This is a genomic window from Dietzia sp. NPDC055343 (assembly GCF_053645265.1).
This window is the reverse complement of record NZ_JBSHMJ010000002.1, coordinates 132,691-152,372: the sequence shown is the minus strand read 5'-3', so window position 1 is coordinate 152,372 and position 19,682 is coordinate 132,691. Positions and strand designations below refer to the sequence as shown.

Annotated in this window: 21 protein-coding genes and 1 pseudogene; 10 read left to right on the top strand and 12 right to left on the bottom strand. The window is 69.6% G+C overall.

Going from position 1 to position 19,682, the window contains the following annotated elements:
- Positions 1-17: 17 nt before the first annotated feature.
- The 8 genes from ACWIE7_RS01765 to ACWIE7_RS01730 form a co-directional block, all read right to left on the bottom strand.
- Positions 18-584 carry a hypothetical protein gene (locus ACWIE7_RS01765; protein ID WP_452100713.1) on the bottom strand — a complete coding sequence of 189 codons (567 nt, stop codon included), beginning with the start codon at positions 582-584 and terminating at the stop codon, positions 18-20.
- A gap of 118 nt (positions 585-702) precedes the next feature.
- Positions 703-1,995 carry an acetyl-CoA hydrolase/transferase family protein gene (locus tag ACWIE7_RS01760; protein ID WP_452100714.1) on the bottom strand — a complete coding sequence of 431 codons (1,293 nt, stop codon included), beginning with the start codon at positions 1,993-1,995 and terminating at the stop codon, positions 703-705.
- Between the two features lie 41 nt (positions 1,996-2,036).
- Complete coding sequence (locus tag ACWIE7_RS01755) at positions 2,037-3,023, bottom strand: LLM class F420-dependent oxidoreductase (protein ID WP_452100716.1); 987 nt, start codon at positions 3,021-3,023, stop codon at positions 2,037-2,039.
- Between the two features lie 90 nt (positions 3,024-3,113).
- Complete coding sequence (locus ACWIE7_RS01750) at positions 3,114-4,343, bottom strand: glucose-1-phosphate adenylyltransferase family protein (RefSeq protein ID WP_452100717.1); 1,230 nt, start codon at positions 4,341-4,343, stop codon at positions 3,114-3,116.
- Positions 4,344-4,440: 97 nt separating this feature from the next.
- Positions 4,441-5,307, bottom strand: a complete 867-nt coding sequence (locus tag ACWIE7_RS01745) for an iron ABC transporter ATP-binding protein (protein ID WP_452100718.1) — start codon at positions 5,305-5,307, stop codon at positions 4,441-4,443.
- Positions 5,308-5,321: 14 nt separating this feature from the next.
- A complete protein-coding gene (locus ACWIE7_RS01740; RefSeq protein WP_452100719.1) occupies positions 5,322-6,371 on the bottom strand; it encodes an iron chelate uptake ABC transporter family permease subunit in 1,050 nt (349 codons plus the stop codon).
- Positions 6,364-7,386 (bottom strand): ABC transporter permease, encoded by a 1,023-nt coding sequence (locus ACWIE7_RS01735; RefSeq protein ID WP_452100721.1) that lies wholly within the window; start codon positions 7,384-7,386, stop codon positions 6,364-6,366. Before ACWIE7_RS01735 ends, ACWIE7_RS01740 begins: the two co-directional genes overlap by 8 nt.
- A 20-nt stretch (positions 7,387-7,406) precedes the next feature.
- Entirely contained in the window at positions 7,407-8,321 is a 915-nt protein-coding gene (locus tag ACWIE7_RS01730) for a siderophore ABC transporter substrate-binding protein (protein WP_452100722.1), read from the bottom strand.
- Positions 8,322-8,490: 169 nt separating this feature from the next.
- Here ACWIE7_RS01730 and ACWIE7_RS01725 point away from each other — a divergent pair, with 169 nt between their 5' ends.
- The 3 genes from ACWIE7_RS01725 (at position 8,491) to ACWIE7_RS01715 (ending at position 11,202) form a co-directional block, all read left to right on the top strand.
- Positions 8,491-8,811, top strand: a complete 321-nt coding sequence (locus ACWIE7_RS01725; protein WP_452100723.1) for a hypothetical protein — start codon at positions 8,491-8,493, stop codon at positions 8,809-8,811.
- A 63-nt stretch (positions 8,812-8,874) separates the two neighbouring features.
- Positions 8,875-9,441 carry a protein-L-isoaspartate O-methyltransferase family protein gene (locus tag ACWIE7_RS01720; RefSeq protein ID WP_452100724.1) on the top strand — a complete coding sequence of 189 codons (567 nt, stop codon included), beginning with the start codon at positions 8,875-8,877 and terminating at the stop codon, positions 9,439-9,441.
- Positions 9,442-9,504: 63 nt separating this feature from the next.
- A complete protein-coding gene (locus tag ACWIE7_RS01715; RefSeq protein WP_454068443.1) occupies positions 9,505-11,202 on the top strand; it encodes a fumarate hydratase in 1,698 nt (565 codons plus the stop codon).
- A 25-nt stretch (positions 11,203-11,227) separates the two neighbouring features.
- Here the strand turns inward: ACWIE7_RS01715 and ACWIE7_RS01710 are convergent.
- Positions 11,228-11,698 (bottom strand): annotated as a pseudogene (locus ACWIE7_RS01710) (VOC family protein).
- Between the two features lie 156 nt (positions 11,699-11,854).
- Here ACWIE7_RS01710 and ACWIE7_RS01705 point away from each other — a divergent pair.
- Both ACWIE7_RS01705 and ACWIE7_RS01700 read left to right on the top strand, forming a co-directional pair.
- Positions 11,855-12,370, top strand: a complete 516-nt coding sequence (locus tag ACWIE7_RS01705; RefSeq protein ID WP_452100728.1) for an LGFP repeat-containing protein — start codon at positions 11,855-11,857, stop codon at positions 12,368-12,370.
- A gap of 103 nt (positions 12,371-12,473) precedes the next feature.
- Positions 12,474-13,733 (top strand): multidrug effflux MFS transporter, encoded by a 1,260-nt coding sequence (locus ACWIE7_RS01700; RefSeq protein ID WP_454057493.1) that lies wholly within the window; start codon positions 12,474-12,476, stop codon positions 13,731-13,733.
- Here the strand turns inward: ACWIE7_RS01700 and ACWIE7_RS01695 are convergent.
- Positions 13,708-14,445 (bottom strand): CPBP family intramembrane glutamic endopeptidase, encoded by a 738-nt coding sequence (locus tag ACWIE7_RS01695; protein WP_452100730.1) that lies wholly within the window; start codon positions 14,443-14,445, stop codon positions 13,708-13,710. The two genes, ACWIE7_RS01700 and ACWIE7_RS01695, sit on opposite strands and share 26 nt — an antisense overlap.
- 83 nt (positions 14,446-14,528) lie before the next feature.
- On the opposite strand from ACWIE7_RS01695, the gene ACWIE7_RS01690 reads away from it, so the two are divergent.
- The 5 genes from ACWIE7_RS01690 (at position 14,529) to ACWIE7_RS01670 (ending at position 17,554) form a co-directional block, all read left to right on the top strand.
- Positions 14,529-14,762: a hypothetical protein gene (locus tag ACWIE7_RS01690; RefSeq protein ID WP_454068442.1), complete on the top strand. Its 234-nt coding sequence runs from the start codon at positions 14,529-14,531 to the stop codon at positions 14,760-14,762.
- 3 nt (positions 14,763-14,765) lie between these two features.
- A complete protein-coding gene (locus ACWIE7_RS01685) occupies positions 14,766-15,419 on the top strand; it encodes an oxygenase MpaB family protein (RefSeq protein ID WP_454068469.1) in 654 nt (217 codons plus the stop codon).
- 134 nt (positions 15,420-15,553) lie between these two features.
- The gene (locus tag ACWIE7_RS01680) at positions 15,554-16,495 is read left to right on the top strand and encodes a DUF808 domain-containing protein (RefSeq protein ID WP_452100732.1); all 942 of its coding nucleotides are present in this window, start codon (positions 15,554-15,556) and stop codon (positions 16,493-16,495) included.
- Positions 16,495-17,022: a DUF488 domain-containing protein gene (locus ACWIE7_RS01675; protein ID WP_452100733.1), complete on the top strand. Its 528-nt coding sequence runs from the start codon at positions 16,495-16,497 to the stop codon at positions 17,020-17,022. Before ACWIE7_RS01680 ends, ACWIE7_RS01675 begins: the two co-directional genes overlap by 1 nt.
- Before the next feature lie 49 nt (positions 17,023-17,071).
- The gene (locus ACWIE7_RS01670) at positions 17,072-17,554 is read left to right on the top strand and encodes an FABP family protein (RefSeq protein WP_452100734.1); all 483 of its coding nucleotides are present in this window, start codon (positions 17,072-17,074) and stop codon (positions 17,552-17,554) included.
- A gap of 53 nt (positions 17,555-17,607) precedes the next feature.
- On the opposite strand, the gene ACWIE7_RS01665 is transcribed toward ACWIE7_RS01670, so the two are convergent.
- Both ACWIE7_RS01665 and ACWIE7_RS01660 read right to left on the bottom strand, forming a co-directional pair.
- Entirely contained in the window at positions 17,608-18,489 is an 882-nt protein-coding gene (locus tag ACWIE7_RS01665) for an ABC transporter permease (RefSeq protein WP_454057496.1), read from the bottom strand.
- Entirely contained in the window at positions 18,486-19,676 is a 1,191-nt protein-coding gene (locus ACWIE7_RS01660; RefSeq protein ID WP_454068441.1) for an ABC transporter substrate-binding protein, read from the bottom strand. The genes ACWIE7_RS01665 and ACWIE7_RS01660 overlap by 4 nt, the downstream gene beginning before the upstream one ends.
- Positions 19,677-19,682: the final 6 nt, after the last annotated feature.

Below are 19,682 nucleotides of genomic sequence, written 5' to 3'. Positions count from 1 at the left end.
GACCAGCCTGCGGCCTCCTAGCGTCGAGGTGCGTCCGGATCGATATGGCCGGGCGCATCATCGAGCGGACCCGGGGCCCGGCGGCCGTCCGGGCCGGCGCCCGGTCCACTGATCCCCGCGCCCGCGCCCGATTCCAGCGGATCGTCGGCGCCGTCGGTCCGTACGCGGTGGCGCCCCTGGTCGTGGCCCGGGCCGGCGCCCCGATCGCGGAGTCGGTCACCGAGCCGGGCTTCGTCGTCAGCCCGGTGGCGGGGATCGAGCTTCTCCGCGGTGCGCTCCATCCTCCGCACGTCGCTCTTCTGCTCGTCGAGGGCCCCACGGCGGTGGTCGGCCTCGGCGCGGAGCATGTCCGCCTCCGCGGACTTGGCCCTGGCCTCCTGCTCGGCGGCGCCTGCCCGGTGCTCCTGCTCGCGAGCGGCGGCCTCCTGATGATCCAGCCTCTTCTCGCGTTGACGGGCGTCGCGACGAAGTTCCGACGCCTCCGTCAGCTTCTTCCGATTGTTGTTCCGGGCGGCCAGAGCGATGAGCGCGATGACGATGATCAACGCGATCACCGCGATAACTATCCAGATCACGGGATCCATGGCGGTCTCCTTTTCCGGGTCACTGTTCGTGCAGGGTCTTCAGTGCCTCCGGAACCTAATCCCGACCGCCGCGGGGCGCTACCGGACTACCGACGGCCGGTGCCCGTCAACGCCCGGCTCAGATGAGAGCCCGGCGGGTCAGACCTGCGTCCCGCGCCTCCCGGCTCAGCCGATCGCGGTGGTCGGGATGCGCGACGGCGATGAGGGCGGCGGCCCGGTCCGCCACCGATCTGCCCCGCAGCGAGGCGATGCCGTACTCGGTGACCACGTTCTCGATAATGTTCTTGTGCGTGGTCACCGGGCTGCCCGGCGTGAGCGACAGGGTGATGCGGCTGACCCCCTTGGAGGTCTGGGACGGCGTGACGATGAACCCGCGACCGCCGGGAGAGAACCGGCAACCGCGGGCGAAGTCGGCCTGACCCCCGGCGCCCGACCAGTAGTGTCCCGCGATCGTCTCCGACGCCGCCTGCCCGTACAGATCGACCTCGCTGGTGGCGTTCACGGAGTACAGATTGCGCTCCTGCCCGATGACCCGGGGGTCGTTGACGACGTCCACCGGCAGCATCGCGACGGACGGGTTGTCGTGCAGCCAGCTCATGAGCCGCCCGGATCCGACGGCGAACGTCGTCACATGCTTGAACGGGTGCCCGGTCTTGCGGGACCCGTCGATCACCCCGGCCTCGACGAGGTCCATCACCCCGTCGGACAGCGCCTCGGTGTGGATGCCGAGGTTCTTGTGTCCGGTCAGCTTCGACAGGAACGCGTTGGGCAGCTTGCCCACCCCGAGCTGGAGACACGCGCCGTCGGGGACCTGCTCGGCGATGAGGGCGGCGATCGTGTCGTCGACCTCGCCCGGGGTCGGCGGCTCGACGGTGATCATCGGTGCGTCGTTACGCGTCACCCCCACGACCTGCGAGAGGTGAATGTGATTGCGGCCGAACGTGCGGGGCATGTTGGCGTTGACCTCGACGAAGAACGGAACCTGACCGATGAACGACGCGACGTAGTCGGCGTTGGTTCCCATCGAGAAGTAGCCGTGCTCGTCGATCTCCGACACCGTGGTGATCGCCAGCCCCGGCGGCGAGAACTCCCGCATCGTCGCGGGAACCTGGGCGAAGTCGACCGGCACGAGGTCGCAGTGACCGTCATGGAAGTTCTTCCGCGACCCGGGCCCCAGGAAGTAGTCGACGTGCCGGAGCCGCCCCGGGTACGCACCCTCCATGAAGGGCAGGGACTCCCACGGGTCCATGTGATGGATCGTCACGTCCTCCAGCCGGTCGGCCCCGTCGTCCAGGGCGCGCAACAGGGCGGGCGGTGCGCCGTTCTGGATCGGCGAGATGATGTGCATCCCCGCCGCGACGTGATCGAGGATCGCCTCGGGGGGCAGTTCTTCGTACTCGGCATTCCTCATCGGGAGTCTGCTCTCGGTCAGGCGGATCGACGGGCGGTGACTCAGCTCAGGGCCGGGATGACCTCCCGTTCGAACAGCTCGAGTCCCGAGGTATCGGTGGCGATCTCCGGGAAGTAGAAGATCCCGTACTCCATCCCCTGCGCCCTGAGCCCGGCCAGATTCTCGATGATCTGCTCGGGGGTACCCACTGCCGGCAATCCCTGATAGGCGCCCAGTTGCCGGTCGGCCTCCTCGACACCGACGTGGCGGGCCATCCGATCGTGGATGAACGCGAGCCGGTCGGCGACCTCCCGCTCGGTCTCGCCGATCGCCACGTTGTAGTTCGCGGTGCGGGTGATCTCCGCCGGATCTCGACCGATGTCGGCGCAGTGGCCCCGCAGCACCTCGGACTTGTGGGCGAACCCGTCCGGGGTGCCGTCGAAATTCGTGTAGTCCGCGTGACGGGCCGCGATCCGCAGGGTCTTCCGCTCCCCGCCACCGGCGATCCACAGGGGGATGCCGCCCTCCTGCAGGGGTCGGGGCTGCACGATGGCACCGTCCACCCGGTAGTGGTCGCCGTGCAGGGAGGCGACACCGTCCGACCACGCGTCGAGCATGATCCGGACACCCTCGTCGAGCATGGCCAGCCGCTCGCCGCCGGACGGGAACCCGAAGCCGTAGGCCCGCCATTCGTGCTCGTACCACCCGGCGCCGACCCCCATCTCGACGCGGCCGCCCGAGATCACGTCGACGGTCGCCGCGATCTTCGCCAGCATCGCCGGGTTCCGGTACCCGATACAGGTGCACATCTGCCCCAGGCGGACGCGGGAGGTCACCGCCCCGAGCGCCGACATCAGGCTCCACGCCTCGTGCGTCGCCTCGGTCCGGGTCAGCGGGGAGGTGTGCATGTGGTCATAGACCCACACGGACTCCCACGGGCCCGAGTCGGCCCGCGCGGCGAGCTCCGAGATAGCGGGCCAGTGCCCGGCGGGCGGGACGTCCACCAGGTCGAGCCGCCAGCCCTGGGGAAGAAACAGTCCGAATCGCATGGCCGCGAGCCTAGCGCCGCGCGGTCCTTTCCGCCCCGAAGTCACCTCACGTTCAGCTGCCCGGGTGCCCGGGGCGGTCGCCCCCACGGTTCAGGTGCGTGGGTCCTCGTCGTCGGGTGGGTCCATCTCGCCCGCACGCACGGTGAACCCACTCGGACGCGGACCGTCCTGGGCGTGCCACAGCAGCGCGACCTGCACTGTCGCCTCGTCCGCATCGGCCTGGTGCTCACCGATCCGGGCGTCGACCGGGACCTCGACCCCGGAATCGACCACCGCGGTCTCCACCCGGGCACCGGCCCGCACCACGGCCCCGGGCAGGATGACGCTGTCGCGGACCACCGCGCCGTGCTCGACGACCGCCCCGGGTCCGATCACGGAGTGCTCCACCGTGCCGCGGATCACCGCTCCGCGCCCCAGGAGCGATCGGGTGACCTCCGCCTGTGGCCCCGTCCTGGCCGGCCCGCTGAACGACGACGCCGTCCGCAGCGGCCATCCCGGAACGTCGAGCTCATGGACAGGCGGCTCCCCCAACAGGTCCATGTGGCCGGCCCAGTACGACGCGACCGTGCCCACATCGCGCCAGTAACCGTCGTGCCGCCACTGACGCGCATGCCCGGCGGCGACCATCGCCGGCAGCACGTTCTCCCCGAGATCCCCGGGATCGCCGTCCCCGGCGGTGAGAGCCTCCTCATGGGCGGCCTCGAGCCGGGAGATCAGGGCCGCGGTGTTGAAGACGAAGATCTCGGCGCAGACCAGGTCGGAGGACGGGTCCTCGGGTTTGTGACTGTAAGCGGTGACGGCGCCGTCGTCGTCGACCTCCACCACCCCGTACCGACCGGCATCGCGCGGATCCACGCGCGTGGTCACCATCGTGACCTCCGCGAACGACGCCAGGTGATCGCGCACGATCGCGTCGTAGTCCAGGCGGTACACCGCGTCCGCACTGACCACGACGGTCACCTCGGGCGCCGCCCTGCGCAGCGGTTCGACCTGCTTCCACAGCGCGTCGGTCGTACCGGAGTGGAACCCGTCGCGGCCGGTGCCCTGCGACGGATGCAGGACCAGCAGTCCCCCGTCGAGACGGTCCAGATCCCACGGGCGGCCGCTGCGCAGGTGGGCGCCGAGCGACACGGGATGGAACTGCTGGATCACCCAGACGTCCCGGAATCCGGAGTTCGCCGCATTGCTCAGTGCGAAATCCACCAGGTGGTAGCCGGCGCCGAACGGGACGGCGGGCTTGGCGCGGTCCCTGGTGAGCGCACGCAGCCGCGAGCCGGCACCGCCGGCCAGAACGAGCGTGACGACAGAGGACGGGGCCATGGGCTCGGGCTCCTCCCGTGGATGGACAGCCCGTGAGATGCGGGTCGGTTGCGTCAGCCTATCGACACACGACCGTCGCGCGCACCCGCTCGCCCGGTCAGGCGCTGACCACGGCCACATCGGGGGCGGCCGCCTCGTCCTCCCCGTCAAAATACAGCGCGACATAGCGGCCCGCGACCTGCGTGACCTGCATATCCATGTCGTACACCTCACCCAGGACGTCGGTTCGCATGATGTCGGCGGGCGCGCCGTCGGCGATGATCCGCCCCTCCTTCATCGCGATGATCCGGTCCGAGTAGGCGGCCGCGATGTTGATGTCGTGGATGACCAGCACGATGGTCTTGCCGCGCTCGGCCGCGGTCCGACGAAGCAGTCGCATGATCGACGTTGCGTGGCGGAGATCCAGATTGTTGAGCGGCTCGTCCAACAACACGTAGTCGGTGTCCTGGGCCAGGACCATCGCGATGTGCGCCCGCTGACGCTGACCGCCCGACAGCTCATCGAGATAGCGGTCGGCGAACTCCTCCAGCTCCATCGCCGACAGCGCGTACTCCACGTGCTCGATGTCGTCAGGGGCGGGGCGCCCGCCGTTGTGCGGAAAGCGGCCGAACCCGACGAGCTCACGCACCGTGAGTCGGATGGCCATCGAGTTCTCCTGGCGCAACACCGCGAGGCGGCGCGCAAGCTCGCGCCCGGCGTTCTTCGAGACGTCCACGCCGTCGACCAGGACGTGGCCTTTGTCCGCGGTCTGCAGGCGACTCATCACGCCGAGCAGGGTCGACTTGCCGGCCCCGTTCGGTCCGATGAGCGAGGTGACCCCACCCTGGGCGAAACACGCCGTCACGTCGTGGAGGACCTGCGTGTCGCCGTACGACGAACAGACCGACTGCGTCTCGATGCCGCAGCCCTGTACCCACTGGCCACCGGAACGGTCGTCGCGGCGTCGGAACGGGAGAAGGGACATGATGTGCCTCACTTTCAGCGAGCGCGGTTGGTCAGGAGCAGGAACAGGAACAGCAATCCACCGACGAACTCGATAATGATGCTCAGCGCGGACTCCACGCCGAGGACGCCGAGTACCAGCTCGCCGCCGGCCAGCGCGATCACGCCCAGCAAGCAGGCCACGGGGAGGGTGAAACGGTGCAGGGTCGTACCCAGCAGGGCGTAGGCCGCGTTCGCCACGATGAGTCCGAAAAACATCACCGGGCCGATCAGTGCCGTCGATGCCGAGACGAGGAACGACACCACAACCAGCACGATGACCGTGACCCGGCGGTGGTTGACGCCCAGCGCAACCGCGGGGTCCCGGCCGAGAAGCATGACGTCGAGGCGACGACCGAGCATCATCACCACCGCGAGGCCGGCGACGACGATCGCGGCACAGGCGATCAACACATCCACCTGGACGCCGCGGAAGCTGGCGAACATAGCGTCCTGCACCTGCAGGTAGGCGGCCGGATCCAGCAGCCGCTGGAAGAACGACGAGACCGAGCGGAAGAAGACCCCGAACACCACCCCGACGAGAAGCAGCAGGTGGATGTCGGTCCTGCGGCCACCGAGCAGCCAGAGGTACAGCGAGGTCGAGGCGATGACCATGATCGCTGTCTGCGACAGGAAGCCGGACAGTCCGCCGCTGGTGAGGCCGCCGATGATCGCGGCATCGCGCGGCACCATGAAGAACACCAGCAGCGTCTGGATGAGCAGATACAGCGAGTCGAAGCCCATCAATGCCGGGGTGAGGATCCGATTTCCCGTGACGGTCTGGAACAGCACGGTGGACACGCCGACGGCGACCGAGACGAGGACGATCGCCACGGCATGGCGTGACAGTCGGTCGAGCGAGTAGCTCCAGGCCTTGGAGCCGACCGTATCCGGTAGACCGACGAGGACCAGCGCCGTCAGGGACGCGGCCGCCAGCATTGCGCACACGACAACGACGGCCCAGCGTCGACGGCGATCGGACTCCGCCCGTGTACGCACAGGGGCCCGGCCCTCGGGCGGGGCGACGAGAGTTGCGGAGTCAGCCATTGCGCACCCCCTTGAGCATCATCGCCAGGAAGACCGCCCCGCCCAGGACTCCGACGATGGTCCCGACGGGGATCTCGCCCGCACCGGGAGCGCCGTCCGTGAACAGCCCCGGGAGAGACCGGCCGACGATGTCGCAGACGAGAACAGTGACTGCACCGAGCATCGCGACCAGAGGCAGACCGCGCCGGGCGTCGTCACCCACGAGACGGGACACGACGTTCGGGACGACGAGCCCCAGCAGCGGGAGCGCACCGACGGTCACCACGACGACAGCGGCGACCGCGGCGACGATGGCCATCCCCAACGCGACGACCGTACGGTGATTCAGCCCGAGTCCGGTCGAGACGTCTTCGCCGAGGCCGGCAACGGTGAACCGGTCGGCGGCGATGTAGGCGATCACGCCCAGCCCGGCGACGAGCCAGAGCAACTCGTACCGCCCGGCGAGCACGGCGGAGAAGTCGGCCAACATCCAGGAGTTGAGCATCTGCAGCAGGTCACGGGTCATCGCGAGGAACGCCGCGACCGCGCCGATCACCGAGCCGAGCATGATCCCGATCAGCGGCACGACAAACGTGTCCGACGTCGGGACCCGACGGATCGCTGCGAGGAACAGAGCGGTGCCGCCCAGCGCGAAGAGCATCGCGGCGAGCATCTTGACGACGATCGGCGCCCCGGGGGCGAGAATGGCGACCAGCACCAGCCCGAGCCCCGCGGATTCGACGGTGCCGGCCGTCGACGGCTCCACGAATCGATTCCGGGTGAGCAACTGCATGAGCAGACCTGCGATGGCCAACGAGGCCCCGGCCAGTGCTGCGGCCGCCGTTCGAGGAAGGCGGGCCTCCACCAGGTAGACGGCGTGCGCTTCGGTGAGACCGCCCGTGAGTACGTCCCAGACGGTGATGTTCGCGGCGCCGACGAACACACTCGCGACGAGCGAGATGACGAGCGCGAGGACGCCGAAGGCCGGCCACAGCGAGAATCGCTGTGACCGGCTCTCACGCGCGGTCGTTGTCATTTGGGCGTGTTCTCCGGCCGTCAGGAGACGGCGTTGTCGATCTCGAGGATCATCGAGTTGAGCACGCCCAGGCCACCGCCCACGAGGTACCAGTTCTGGCCGTCGAGGATGTGGACGTTGCCGTTGGTAGCAGCCGCGGTGCGGTTGAAGACGGCGTTGTCGAGCAGCGCGGTGGCGGCCTCGCCCTCCGAGCCGATGGCGGCGTCACGATCGATGACGAAGACGTGGTCGGGGTTCAGCTCGGCGATCTGCTCCCAGCTGAGCGGGGCGCCGTGGCTACCCTCGGTCTCGAGGTTGCCGGCGACGGGCTCCATGCCCAGCTCGTTGTAGATGAGGTCGAAGCGCGAGCCCGGGCCGTATCCGGTGACCTTGCCGCCGGAGGTCATGAGGACCAGCGCGGTGCCGGCGTTCTCGGCCTTGCCACGGGTCGCGGCGACCTGGTCGTCGATCTCGGCGAGTTTGTCGGAGGCGGCGTCCTCCGCGCCGAACAGCCCGGCGATCTCCTCGACCTTGGCGCGGTTGGAGGCAATCGTGTCCGAGGTGTCGGGGTCGCCGGCCACGACCTGGTCGGAGATCTTGGCGAACTCGGGCTCCATCGCAAGGGTGCGGTTCCCGTAGAGGATGAGATCGGGCCCGAGCTCGGCGATGACGTCCATCTTCGGCTCCTTGAGGCTGCCGACATCCGTGAACTCATCGCCTGAGTAGGTCGAGAGCGCATCCGGGAACACGCCGGTCTTGGTCAGACCGATGACGTTGTCCTCAAGATCGAGCTCGTCGAGAGTGTTTGCCGCAGCATGGCTGGTGAGCACGACGCGACTCGGCCCCTCACTCTCGGCGCCGTCGGACTGCGCGTCCGAGGAACCGCAGGCGGTCAGTGCACCGCCGGTCAACGCGAGCGCGGCGGCGGCGGCGACGATCTTGGGGATTAGCTTCATTTCGCTCCAGACATTGGCGGAAGGTTAGGCTCACCTTAACCACATGGCTCGCCGTGGGGCAAAATTCAGGCTTGCCTAACCTGACTACCAGGACGTTTGTGGGGCGGAACACGCCTGAGCTTTCCTCGAGCGGATGCGAACAGACGCGGACTGCCCCAGACTCACGAGCATGGACACCGAGCATGAGGACGACCGCGAACGCGACTACGACCCGGACACGGTCGGCGACCATGACGAGAACACCCTCGACGGCAGCGAGGGGCTCGACGCCGACGTCATCACCACTGACGGCGAGGACCTCACCGTTGAGGCCCCCGAGACGTGGATCCCTGCCGAGGAGCACCACGACCTCGACGACAAACTTGCAGCCGAACGACCTGACGTCGACGAGAAAGCCGGGACGGCCGACGCCGAGCCGGATGCGGAGCGCCACGACCCGATAGATGACCTCGACCCTGAAGGGGAGACACGCGTCCTGGGCGAGAACTGAGTCGGGCGCGCGACCGCCGACTGGCTCATCACAGGGACCGATGTCGGGAGGGAGTGCCGAGCAATGCAGCAGGAATCGATCGCGGAGGCCATGAGCGCCCAGGATCGTCGCCGCTTCCTGCCGTCCGAGGTCGCCGAGTTCCACGACAGTGACCGTCCGCTGCCCATCGGGTACGGCCAGACCAACTCCCAGCCGTCGACGGTGGCCGCGATGCTCGACCTCCTCGAGCCGTTCCCCGGGATGCGCGCCCTGGACGTGGGCTCCGGAAGCGGGTGGACGGCGGCGATCCTCGGCGAACTCGGCGGGGCCGACTCCCGCATCTTCGCGGTGGAGCGCATCCCCGAATTGGTCGAGCGCTCCCGCGAGGCGATCGACCAGCCGTGGGTCTCCGTGCACCGGGCCTCGTCTGACGCACTCGGCCTCCCGGAGCTGGCGCCGTTCGACCGCATCCTCGTCTCGGCGATGGCGGAGGACGCACCCGCTCAGCTGATGGACCAGCTGGCCGACGGCGGCATCATGGTGGCGCCGTGGAACGAGGTCATGCACCGGGTACGCCGCGTCGGGGGCCGGATCGAGATCACCGAACACGGCGGCTACACCTTCGTGCCCCTCATCCACACCCGATTCTGACCTGCGCCCGCTGACGCTTATCCTGAACGGTGGTTTTACCCGTTCGAGAATCCAGGAGCGTCAATGGCCGAGTTCGTCTATGAGGACCTCCTCCCGATCGGGGAGGACACCACGGAGTACCGCCTCCTGACCACCGAGGGCGTATCCACCGTGGAGGGTCCGGACGGGACGACGTTCCTGCGTGTGGAGCCCGAGGCCATCCGTCTGCTCACCGAGACGGCGATGCACGACATCTCCCACTACCTCCGTAGTGACCACCTGCAGCAGGTCGCGAGCATCCTCGAGGACCCGGAGGCCAGTGACAACGACAAGTTCGTCGCCCTGGATCTGCTCAAGAACGCGAACATCGCCGCCGGTGGCGTCCTACCCATGTGTCAGGACACCGGCACGGCGATCGTCAAGGGCGAGCGCGGCCAGCGCGTACTCACCCAGGGTCCCGACGAGGAGACCGTCTCGCGCGGCGTCTACGACGCGTTCACCCGCCTCAATCTCCGGTACTCGCAGAACGCCCCGCTGACGATGTGGGACGAGAAGAACACCGGCCACAACCTGCCGGCCCAGATCGAGATCGGCGCCGACACCACTCCCGGCCACGAGAACTCCTACAAGTTCCTGTTCATGGCCAAGGGCGGCGGGTCCGCCAACAAGTCGTTCCTCTACCAGGAGACCAAGGCGATCCTGAACCCCGAGCGGATGATGCAGTTCATCGAGGAGAAGATCCGCTCGATCGGCACCGCTGCCTGCCCGCCCTACCACCTCGCGATCGTCGTGGGCGGCACCTCGGCCGAGTACACGGTCAAGACCGCTAAGCTCGCTTCGGCCCACTACCTGGACGAACTGCCCACCTCCGGCGCCATGACGGGCCGCGGCTTCCGCGATCTCGAGCTCGAGGAGAAGGTCTTCGAACTCACGCAGAAGATCGGCATCGGCGCCCAGTTCGGCGGCAAGTACTTCTGCCACGACGTGCGCGTGGTCCGACTGCCCCGGCACGGAGCCTCGCTGCCCGTCGCGATCGCCGTGTCTTGCTCCGCCGACCGTCAGGCCAAGGCCAAGATCACCCCCGAGGGCGTGTTCCTGGAGCAGCTCGAGTTCAACCCGGGCCAGTACCTGCCCGCCACGACCGACGCCGAGCTGGATGCCGCCACCGACGGCATCTCGGGCACTGGCAAGGGCGCCGCGGTGCGGATCGACCTGAACAAGCCGATGCCGGAGATCCTCGCCGAGCTGAGCAGGCACCCGGTCAAGACCCGCCTGTCGCTGACCGGCCCGCTGGTCGTGGCCCGCGACATCGCGCACTCCAAGATCAAGGAGCGCCTCGACGCCGGCGAGGAGATGCCGCAGTACCTCAAGGACCACCCGGTGTACTACGCCGGCCCGGCCAAGACCCCCGAGGGCATGCCGTCGGGCTCCTTCGGCCCCACCACGGCCGGCCGCATGGACTCCTACGTCGAGCAGTTCCAGGCCGCCGGCGGCTCCATGGTCATGCTGGCCAAGGGCAACCGCTCCAAGCAGGTCACGGACGCGTGTGCGGCCCACGGTGGCTTCTACCTGGGGTCCATCGGTGGCCCGGCGGCCCGCCTGGCGCAGGACTGCATCAAGCACGTCGAGGTCATCGAGTACGAGGAGCTCGGCATGGAGGCGGTGTGGAAGATCGACGTGGAGGACTTCCCCGCGTTCATCGTCGTGGACGACAAGGGCGAGGATTTCTTCGCCCACACCGGCGAGGTCACGCTGACGATCGGCAAGCGCCCCGGCCTGTAGGACCGGCAGCGCCCGGGGAGGCGGTTCAGCCTGCCCGGGCGGCGGCCTCCAGGGGCTCGAGGTCCAGCTTGACCATGTCCATCATGGTGGCGAACGCGCGGCGCGCGGCCTCACCGTCGCCCGAGCGCCACACGTCATAGAGGAACACCGGGACGACCTGCCAGCGCACCCCGTAGCGGTCGATCAGCCATCCACACTGGAGTGCCCGCCCACCGCCGGCCAGCAGGCCGTTCCAGTAGTGATCGATCTCGGACTGGTCGGTGCACCGGATCTCGAGCTACATCGCGTTGGTGTACTCGACCCCCGGCCCGCCGTCGAGTCCGATAAACGGCCGGCCGTCCAACTCGAACTCGACGAGCGCCACCTCCCCGGCCTTCTGCCCCGGCGTGTCGACGGGGCTGGTGTCCACGAACGTCACCCGCGAGCGGGGGAACACGGAGCAGTAGAATTCGGCCGCCTCGCGTGCCGTGCCGTCGAACCAGAGGCATGTCGTCATCTCGGCCATCGGGGTCTTCTCCTCCCCGGCCGCCGCGCGGACCCGGCGGCGCTCCGACACCCCCAGTCTGCTCCGCGGGGTCGACGCCGGGAAGGGGGTACCGGTTGCGATCCGGCCACAGACCCGGTGGGGGCCGGGCGACTAAGATCGGCGGGTATGGACAGGATCACGCGCGTCCTCGCCGCCCTCTCCCTCGCCGCGGTCGCCGGTGCGGGCCTCAGCGCCTGTGCGGGTGGCGATGGGGGATCAGGTGACACCGCCGCGTCGGAGACGGCGGCGATGAGTACGACGACGACAACGCCGCCGGGCGGTTCGGCCACAGTGCCCGGACCTGCCGGGGACGAGGTACGCGTCCCGGGCGCTGTCGCCGAGCGCTGGGCGGAGCTCGGCGGCGTCGAGGGCGAACTCGGTGGCGCCACCGGCCCCGCCGAGGATGTCGACGGCGGATCGATCACCGGGTTCGAACGGGGCGCGCTCGTCCAGACGCCCTCGGGCAGGGCCTTCCTGGTCCAGGGCGAGATCCTCACCGCCTACCTCGAGGCCGGCGGCCCCGGCGGTGAGCTCGGCTTCCCGACAGCGGATGAGGCCACGACCGATGGCGGCTGGATCTCCACGTTCGACGGCGGCGTGATCACCTATCTCGACGGCGTCGCCGAGGTTGAACTGAACTGATCCGCCGCACAGTCGCCTGTCCGGGGACACGCGCCCGGCCGGGGGTGGGGCCGGGTTGGCGCGGCGTCCCGGATGGGGTGCCACGGCGGTAACGTGCCCCCTCGTGACCTCGACCCCCTCGCCCGACCCCGCCCGGCCCGACCGCTCCGCAGAACCCACTGCCACGCGCACGCTGCCCGGAACGATGCTCGTCGCCCTGGCCCTCGCCGGCGCGATCGGGCCGTTTGCGACCGACACCTATCTGCCGGCGCTACCGCTGATCGTCGAGGAGTTCGACGTCACGGCCTCCACTGCGCAGCTCACGCTCACCGCATTCATGGTGGCGCTGGCCGTGGGTCAGCTGGTGATCGGCCCGCTGTCGGACCGGCTGGGTCGCCGCGGGCTACTCATCGCGGGATCCGTCGGCACCCTCCTCGCAGCGGTGGCGTGCGCGCTCGCCCCGTCGATCTGGGTCCTGGTTCTCGCCCGGGTCGCCCAGGGCTTCTTCGGCGCCGCCGGCATCGTGCTGGGCAAGGCCATCGTGGTGGACGTGGGCCGCGGGCCGGGGGTGACCAAGGCCTTCGCCACGCTCATGGCCATCCAGTCGGTGGCGCCGGTGATCGCGCCGCTGTTCGGCGGGGCCGTGGTCCCCTTCGGCGGCTGGCGCGGGGTGTTCTGGTTGCTCGCCGGGCTGTCCGCCATCACGCTCGTCGGCGTGATCGCCGCCATCCCGGAGTCGCTGAGCGTCGAGGACCGCCGGGCCGGTGACCTCAGGTCGACTCTGGCCGACATGCGCGAGGTGGCCACGTTCGGCCCTTTCCTCGCCCGGGTGTCGACCTTCGTGTTCACCTTCGGCGTGCTGTTCGCCTACATCTCGGCCAGCCCGTTCATCTATCAGGACATGGCAGGCCTGTCTCCCAGTGCGTACTCGGTGGCGTTCACCGTCAACTCCCTGGGCATCCTCGTGTCGAACATCGCCAGTGCGCGACTGGCCGGTCGGTTCGCCGCCGAGAAGATCCTGTACACCGGCGTGGCCGGAATGGTCACGGCGATCGTCTACCTCGTCGTCGTCGTGGCCCTCTCCCCCGCCGGCACCCTGGGGCTGGTACCGGTCACTGCGGGGTTCATCCTGCTCACCCTGTCGATCGGGGCCGTCCTCCCCAACGCCGCGGCCCTGTCCATGCAGGCCACCGTCGGGCGCTCGGGCACCGGATCGGCGCTGCTCGGCGCCGCCCAGTTCCTCCTCGCCGCGATCGTCTCGCCGCTCACCGGCCTCGCCGGACCGCACTCGGCGATCCCCATGCTCCTCGTGATGGGAGTCAGCGCCGCGCTCGTCCTGCTGGCGGTGCGCGCGATGATCAGCCGGCCACTGCGCGCCACGTGAGCGCGGCAGCGAGCGCACCGACGGCGTTGAACGCCCAGTGCAGGCCGATGGGGGCCAGCAGGCTCCGACTGCGACGGCGGAACCAGATGAAGCCGGCACCTGCGACCGAGGTCGCGACCACGGCCAGGGCGATTCCCGCGAGCTGACCGCCCAGGCCGGTGCCCAACAGTCCTGACAGGCCGGCGTTGCCCGAGGTCAGCCCCAGCGACGTGGTGACGTGCCACAGGCCGAACGCGATCGACCCCACCACGAAGACACCCTTGGTGCCGAACGTGCGCTCGAGCGCTCCCTGCAGCACGCCGCGGAACGCGAACTCCTCCGGCAGGACGGTCATGAGCGGGATGAGCACGAGCGCGGAGAATACCGCCATCCGCAGGTCCGAGTAGCGCTCCGACAGGAAGAACGGGCTCGTCGCGGGGATGAGACAGCCCGCCGTGACCACCGCGGCGACGGCGGCGGTCGCCGCGACGCCGTACGCCAGCCCGCGGGGCATGTGCCGAAGAGACAGACCGAGCTCCGACCAGTGCATCCCGCGCGCCTTGACCACTGCCACGAGCGCGAGGACCGAGATCGGGATGACCCACTCGCGGTGGGCGAGATCGGCGAGGTTCGCGGTGAGGTTGATCGCCGCCAACGCGCCGAGGACCCCGACGACCCCGGCCACCCCCCGGAGGCGGAGGCGGCGGGACGGGAGCGGGTGCGGCGAGCTCATCAGCGCGACCATACCGCTCCCGACGTCCATACCGCGGGTATCGTGACCCACACGACGTCCTTCGGTGAGACGGGATTCCAGATATGACGACGGTGACGACGACCGCGTCGCGTGCGCTGAGCGGCGCGCTGACCGGTGCCCGGCGACAGGTGGGTCTCGTGGTGCGGTCGCGGATCGCGGGCGACGACGCGGCGGCCGGTCGGCAGCGCATCTGGCACTCCGAGGGTGCGAGATGGAACGACCCCGGGGACGCGATCTGCCGGGTCAACGGCGACGCGTCCATGTTCGCGGCGGGCCTGACCGCGCTCCTGCTCTAGTCGCTGCATCCACTGGCGATGGCCGGAGTGGCCGATCACAGCGACTACCGGGGGGATCCGTGGGGGCGACTGCAGCGGACGTCCGGCTTCATCGCCACCACGACGTTCGGCACGATCGCCGACGCCTCCGACCTCATCCGCACCATCAACGGGGTGCACCGCTCGGTGGTGGGCGTCGACCACCGCGGGCGACCGTATGACGCACGGGACCCGCACCTGCTGCGGTGGGTGCACGTGGCCGAGATCTGGAGCTTCCTCGAATGCCACCGCCTGTACGGGCGGGAACGGCTCACCCCCGGGCTGCGGGACGACTACGTCCGCCAGTCCGCACGGACCGGGCTGATGCTGGGCGCCCGCGACGTCCCGACCACCGCACACGAACTCGACCGGGCGCTGTCGGGATATCTCCCCGAGCTCGAGTCCTCCCCCGCCGCGCTGGATGCCCGGCACTTCATCCTCGACGAACCGCCCGTCGGATGGACCGACAAGCCGGTGTACACCCTGCTGCGCCACGGCGCGGTGGCCGCGTTGCCGCAGTGGGCCCGACGGATGCTCGAGCTGCCGGACGGCCCGCGGGGGTCGCACCGCCTGGGCGTGGCACTCGGCCGGACAGGGGTCTCCACCCTGCGATGGGTACTGGACGCGGTCGACGACTGACGTCGGTCATCCGCCGCGTCGCACAGTGGCCGGCAGCGGATGTCGCATCGCGGCGATACCCTGTGACGGTCCGCCTGTTTTTCACAGGCCGGGCACCACAGCGGGGTGGCCCCGCCCAGATCAGTGAGGACATGATGGCCGGAGGACTCGCAGCACTGCTCGACGACGTCGCGGTACTCGCCCGCATGGCCGCGGCCAGTGTCGACGATGTCGCGGCCGCCGCCGGCCGCGCATCGGTCAAGGCGGCCGGCGTCGTGGTGGACGACACCGCGGTGACCCCGCAGTACGTCCGGGGCGTCGAGCCGTCGCGGGAGCTGCCGATCATCCGCCGCATCGCGACCGGGTCGTTGGGCAACAAGGCGGTCATCATCGTCTTCGCGCTGTTGCTCAGCCAGTTCGTTCCGTGGCTGCTTACCCCGATCCTCATGCTCGGCGGTCTCTACCTGAGCTTCGAGGGCGCGGAGAAGGTGTGGGAGCGCGTCTCCGGCCACCATCAGGATGAGACCCCGGTGGTCGAGAGGGGGCCCGATGCGGAGAAGAAGCTGATCCGCAGCGCGGTGACCACCGACTTCATCCTCAGCGCCGAGATCATGGTGATCGCCCTCAACGAGATCGCCGGCGAGGCGTTCTGGTCGCGGGCGGTCATCCTTGTCGTGGTGGGCCTGGCTATCACTGCCCTCGTCTACGGTGTGGTCGCCGTGATCGTGAAGATGGACGACCTCGGGCTGCATCTCGCGGGCAAGGACTCCCCCGGTGTGCAGAAGTTCGGCCACGGCCTCGTCAGGTCCATGCCCACCATCCTCAACGTGATCGGGTTCGTGGGCATGCTCGCCATGCTCTGGGTCGGCGGGCACATCCTCCTCGTGGGCCTCGACGAGCTCGGGGTCACCGGCCCCTACCACCTGGTTCACGTCCTGGCGGATCCCGCCGCCGGGATCGCCGGGGTCGGGGCATTCCTGAGCTGGCTCGTCAGCACCGTGTGCTCGGCGGTCTTCGGCCTGATCGTGGGCGCCGTGATCGTCGCCGTCACCCATCTCGTCCCGCGCCGGGGCGGCGAGCCGGACCCCGCCGCCTGATGTTGCTCACCGTCGGACACGGGCGCCTCGAGCACGACGAGCTCGCCGCGCTCCTCACCGGCGCCGGAATCGAGCTGCTGGTGGACATCCGGCGCTTCCCCGGGAGCCGTGCCAACTCCGCGGCGGCCAGAGGCGCGGTCCCGAAGATCACCGCAGACGCCGGGATCGACTACCGGTGGGAGGAGGATCTCGGCGGTCGGCGGACCCTCACCGCCGCCCAGCGCCGGGCCTCCCCGGACACATGGTGGCGGGTCGAGGCGTTCCGCGCCTACAGCGCGTGGACCCGCGACCCGGCGTTCCGGTCCGCCCTCGACCGGGTGGTGGCCGACGCCCGCACGCGACGCACCGTCGTGATGTGTTCCGAATCCGTGTGGTGGCGGTGCCACCGGCGGATCGTCGCCGACGTGGTCTCGACGGTGCACGAGTTGCCCGTCGGCCACCTCATGCACTCCGGCCGGATCAACACGCACACCCCCAGCGAAGGGTTGCGGCTGGACGAGGGCGCTGAGCCGGTCTGGGACAGGTGACACCGCCGCCCTAAATGGGCGGCGCCGGGGTGGCCTACCCTCTGAAGGCATGAACTCCCCCGCGTCCCTCGCCCCCAACCTGGCCCCCGTGCGCATGATCCTCGGAACCTGGACAGGACAGGGGGCGGGCTCCTACCCGACGATCGACGACTTCTCCTATACCGAGGAGATCACCTTCACCGACGTCGGCAAGCCGTTCCTGCACTACGTCCAGAAGACCCGGGGCCCCGCAGGGAACCCGATGCACACCGAAACAGGGTTTCTGCGGATCCCCGGAGACGGGACCGCCGAGTTCGTGATCGCCCAACCCACCGGGCAGGCCGAACTCTGTGAGGGCACCGTGCATGCCGAAGCGGGCTCCGTGGTCCTCGAGTTCGCCGCGAGCCTGCTCAACAGCGCCACCGCCAAACAGGTGACCTCGACCCGGCGGCGCTACGAGTTCGTCGGCGACGCGGTCACCACCACGTTCGCCATGGCCGCCGTCGGGCAACCGATGACGCACCATCTGCGCTCCGAGATGCGCCGATCCTGACCGTCACCGCCGGGTCGCATCCAGCGCGCCCCGGCCGGGCCGCGCTGATGGCGCTAGCGCGCGGTGCCGCCGCGCAGTAGCAGCCGGGACAGGGAGTCGAGCGCGAAGCCGAGGACGCCGATCACGAGGATCACCGCCATCACCTGGTCGTACGCCAGCTGGTCACGGGCATTGAGGATCTGGTAACCCAGTCCCGAACGCACGCCCAGCATCTCCGCCGGCACCAGGACGATCCAGGCGGTACCCAGTGCCAGTCGGATGCCGCCGAGGATCGACGGCCGAACCGCGGGGATCACGACGCGGGTGAGCCGCTCCCAGCCACTCGCTCCCATCGTCCGGGCCACGTCGAGGTATCCGGGGTCCATGGCCTGGACGCCGGCGGAGGTCGAGAGCATGATCGGCCAGATCGCGGCGGCGGCGACGAGGAAGATCACCGGCTCGTTCCCGATGCCGAACACCGCGATGGCGACCGGTGCCCATGACAGTGGCGAGATCATGCGGAGGAACTGCACGAGCGGGCCCGCGACCGCCTCCGCGCGGCGCCGAAGCCCCAACCACAGTCCGAGCGGGACGCCGAGGAGTGCTGCCGCCGCGAGGCCGGCGACGAGCCGGTAGAGGCTGACCGAGGCGTCGGAGAGCAGCACCCCTCGATCGAGCAGATCGCCGAGGCCGAACCAGGTGCGGGCGGGTGACATGCCGCTGATCACCGGGTCGTCGGTGACCAGCCCGGAGGTGAGCAGCGCCCACACGCCGAGCCCCAGCACCAGGCCCAGGAGTCCCGCCCCCCACCGCGCAGCGAGGGCCGAGCCGGCCGTCGTGGGACCACCCTTGGAGCGATCGCCGCGACGGCGGCGTGCCTCGCGGGGGCTCGACGCCGCGAGCCCATCCGTGTCCGGGCCCCCGCCCGGGTGGGAGGTCGTGTGCGTGCGGGTCATGAGAGCAACCGTTCGTGTCGGGTGAGCGAGGTGGGGAGTCCGAGGGCGGCCGGTCCGCCGTGTCGTTCGATCGAGGCGCGGACGAACCTGTCGTCGACGAGTTCGCGGTGAACCCTCGCCGGGTCGAGGCCGTCCAGGAATCGGGTCTCGCCGTCGACGACCGTCTGGCGCATCTGGCGGACCAGCTCCTCGGTGAAGCTCGGGAACGGGTACGGGTGGAAGTCGATCCGGGGCCTGTCGGGGCCTCCCGCGGGATCGGCGACCGTCCCGGCCATGGCGACCTCCACGGCCGCCGGGGGCTGCGGGAGGTACCCCTTACCGGACAGGATCGCGGCGGCGGCCGAGCGATCGGCCCGGATCCCCAATTGCGCGGCGACCGCCGAGTCGACCAACGCCTGGACCGTGTCCGGGCGGTTGTCGATGAGATCCTCGTGCACGACCGTCACGCAACAGGCGTGATCGCGCCACACCTCATCCAGGAGCATGTGCAGGGAGCCGACTCCCCTGGCGACCGCGCCGGCGTTGAACGGGTCCGCCACGGTGAACGCCGAGATCGACCCGGTGGCCAACGCCGGGATCATGTCGGCGGGCCCCATCACCACGAGCTCGACGGTTCCGTCCCCACGGCTCGGAACCGTTCGCGCGACGGGGGTCAGGCCATTCGCCCGCAGCACCCGCTGCAGGAGCATGTTGTGGATCGACCACCAGCCCGGGATCGCGACCTGCGTGCCGGCGAGCTCCGAGACATCGTTGATATGCGGCGCGACGGTGATCGCGCCGCCGCCGGTGTGGTTCCAGCTCACCATCTTCACGTCGGCGCCGAGGACGTAGCGCAGCTGCACCGCCGACGGCATGAGCAGATGGATCAGATCCACCTGCTTGGTGAGGAAGGCCTCCATGAGCGACGACCAGGAGCGGAAGAGCACCGGTCGCCCGACGATGAGCTTCTGCTGCTCGAAGTATCCGTCCCCGTGTGCGACGAGTAGTGGCGCGGCGTCGGTGATCGGCAGGTAGCCGATCCGCAGCTCTTCTGTCGCGACCCCGCGCGGGGCGGTCGCCGCGGAGACGAGGTTGCCCAACGTCGCCGCGCCGCCGAGGGCTCCGGCCCCCACCGCGAGTGCGCCGCCGGTACGCAGCAGCGAGCGTCGGTCGAGTACGGGGCCGCGCGCCCCCGGATCATTCTTCATCGCCGT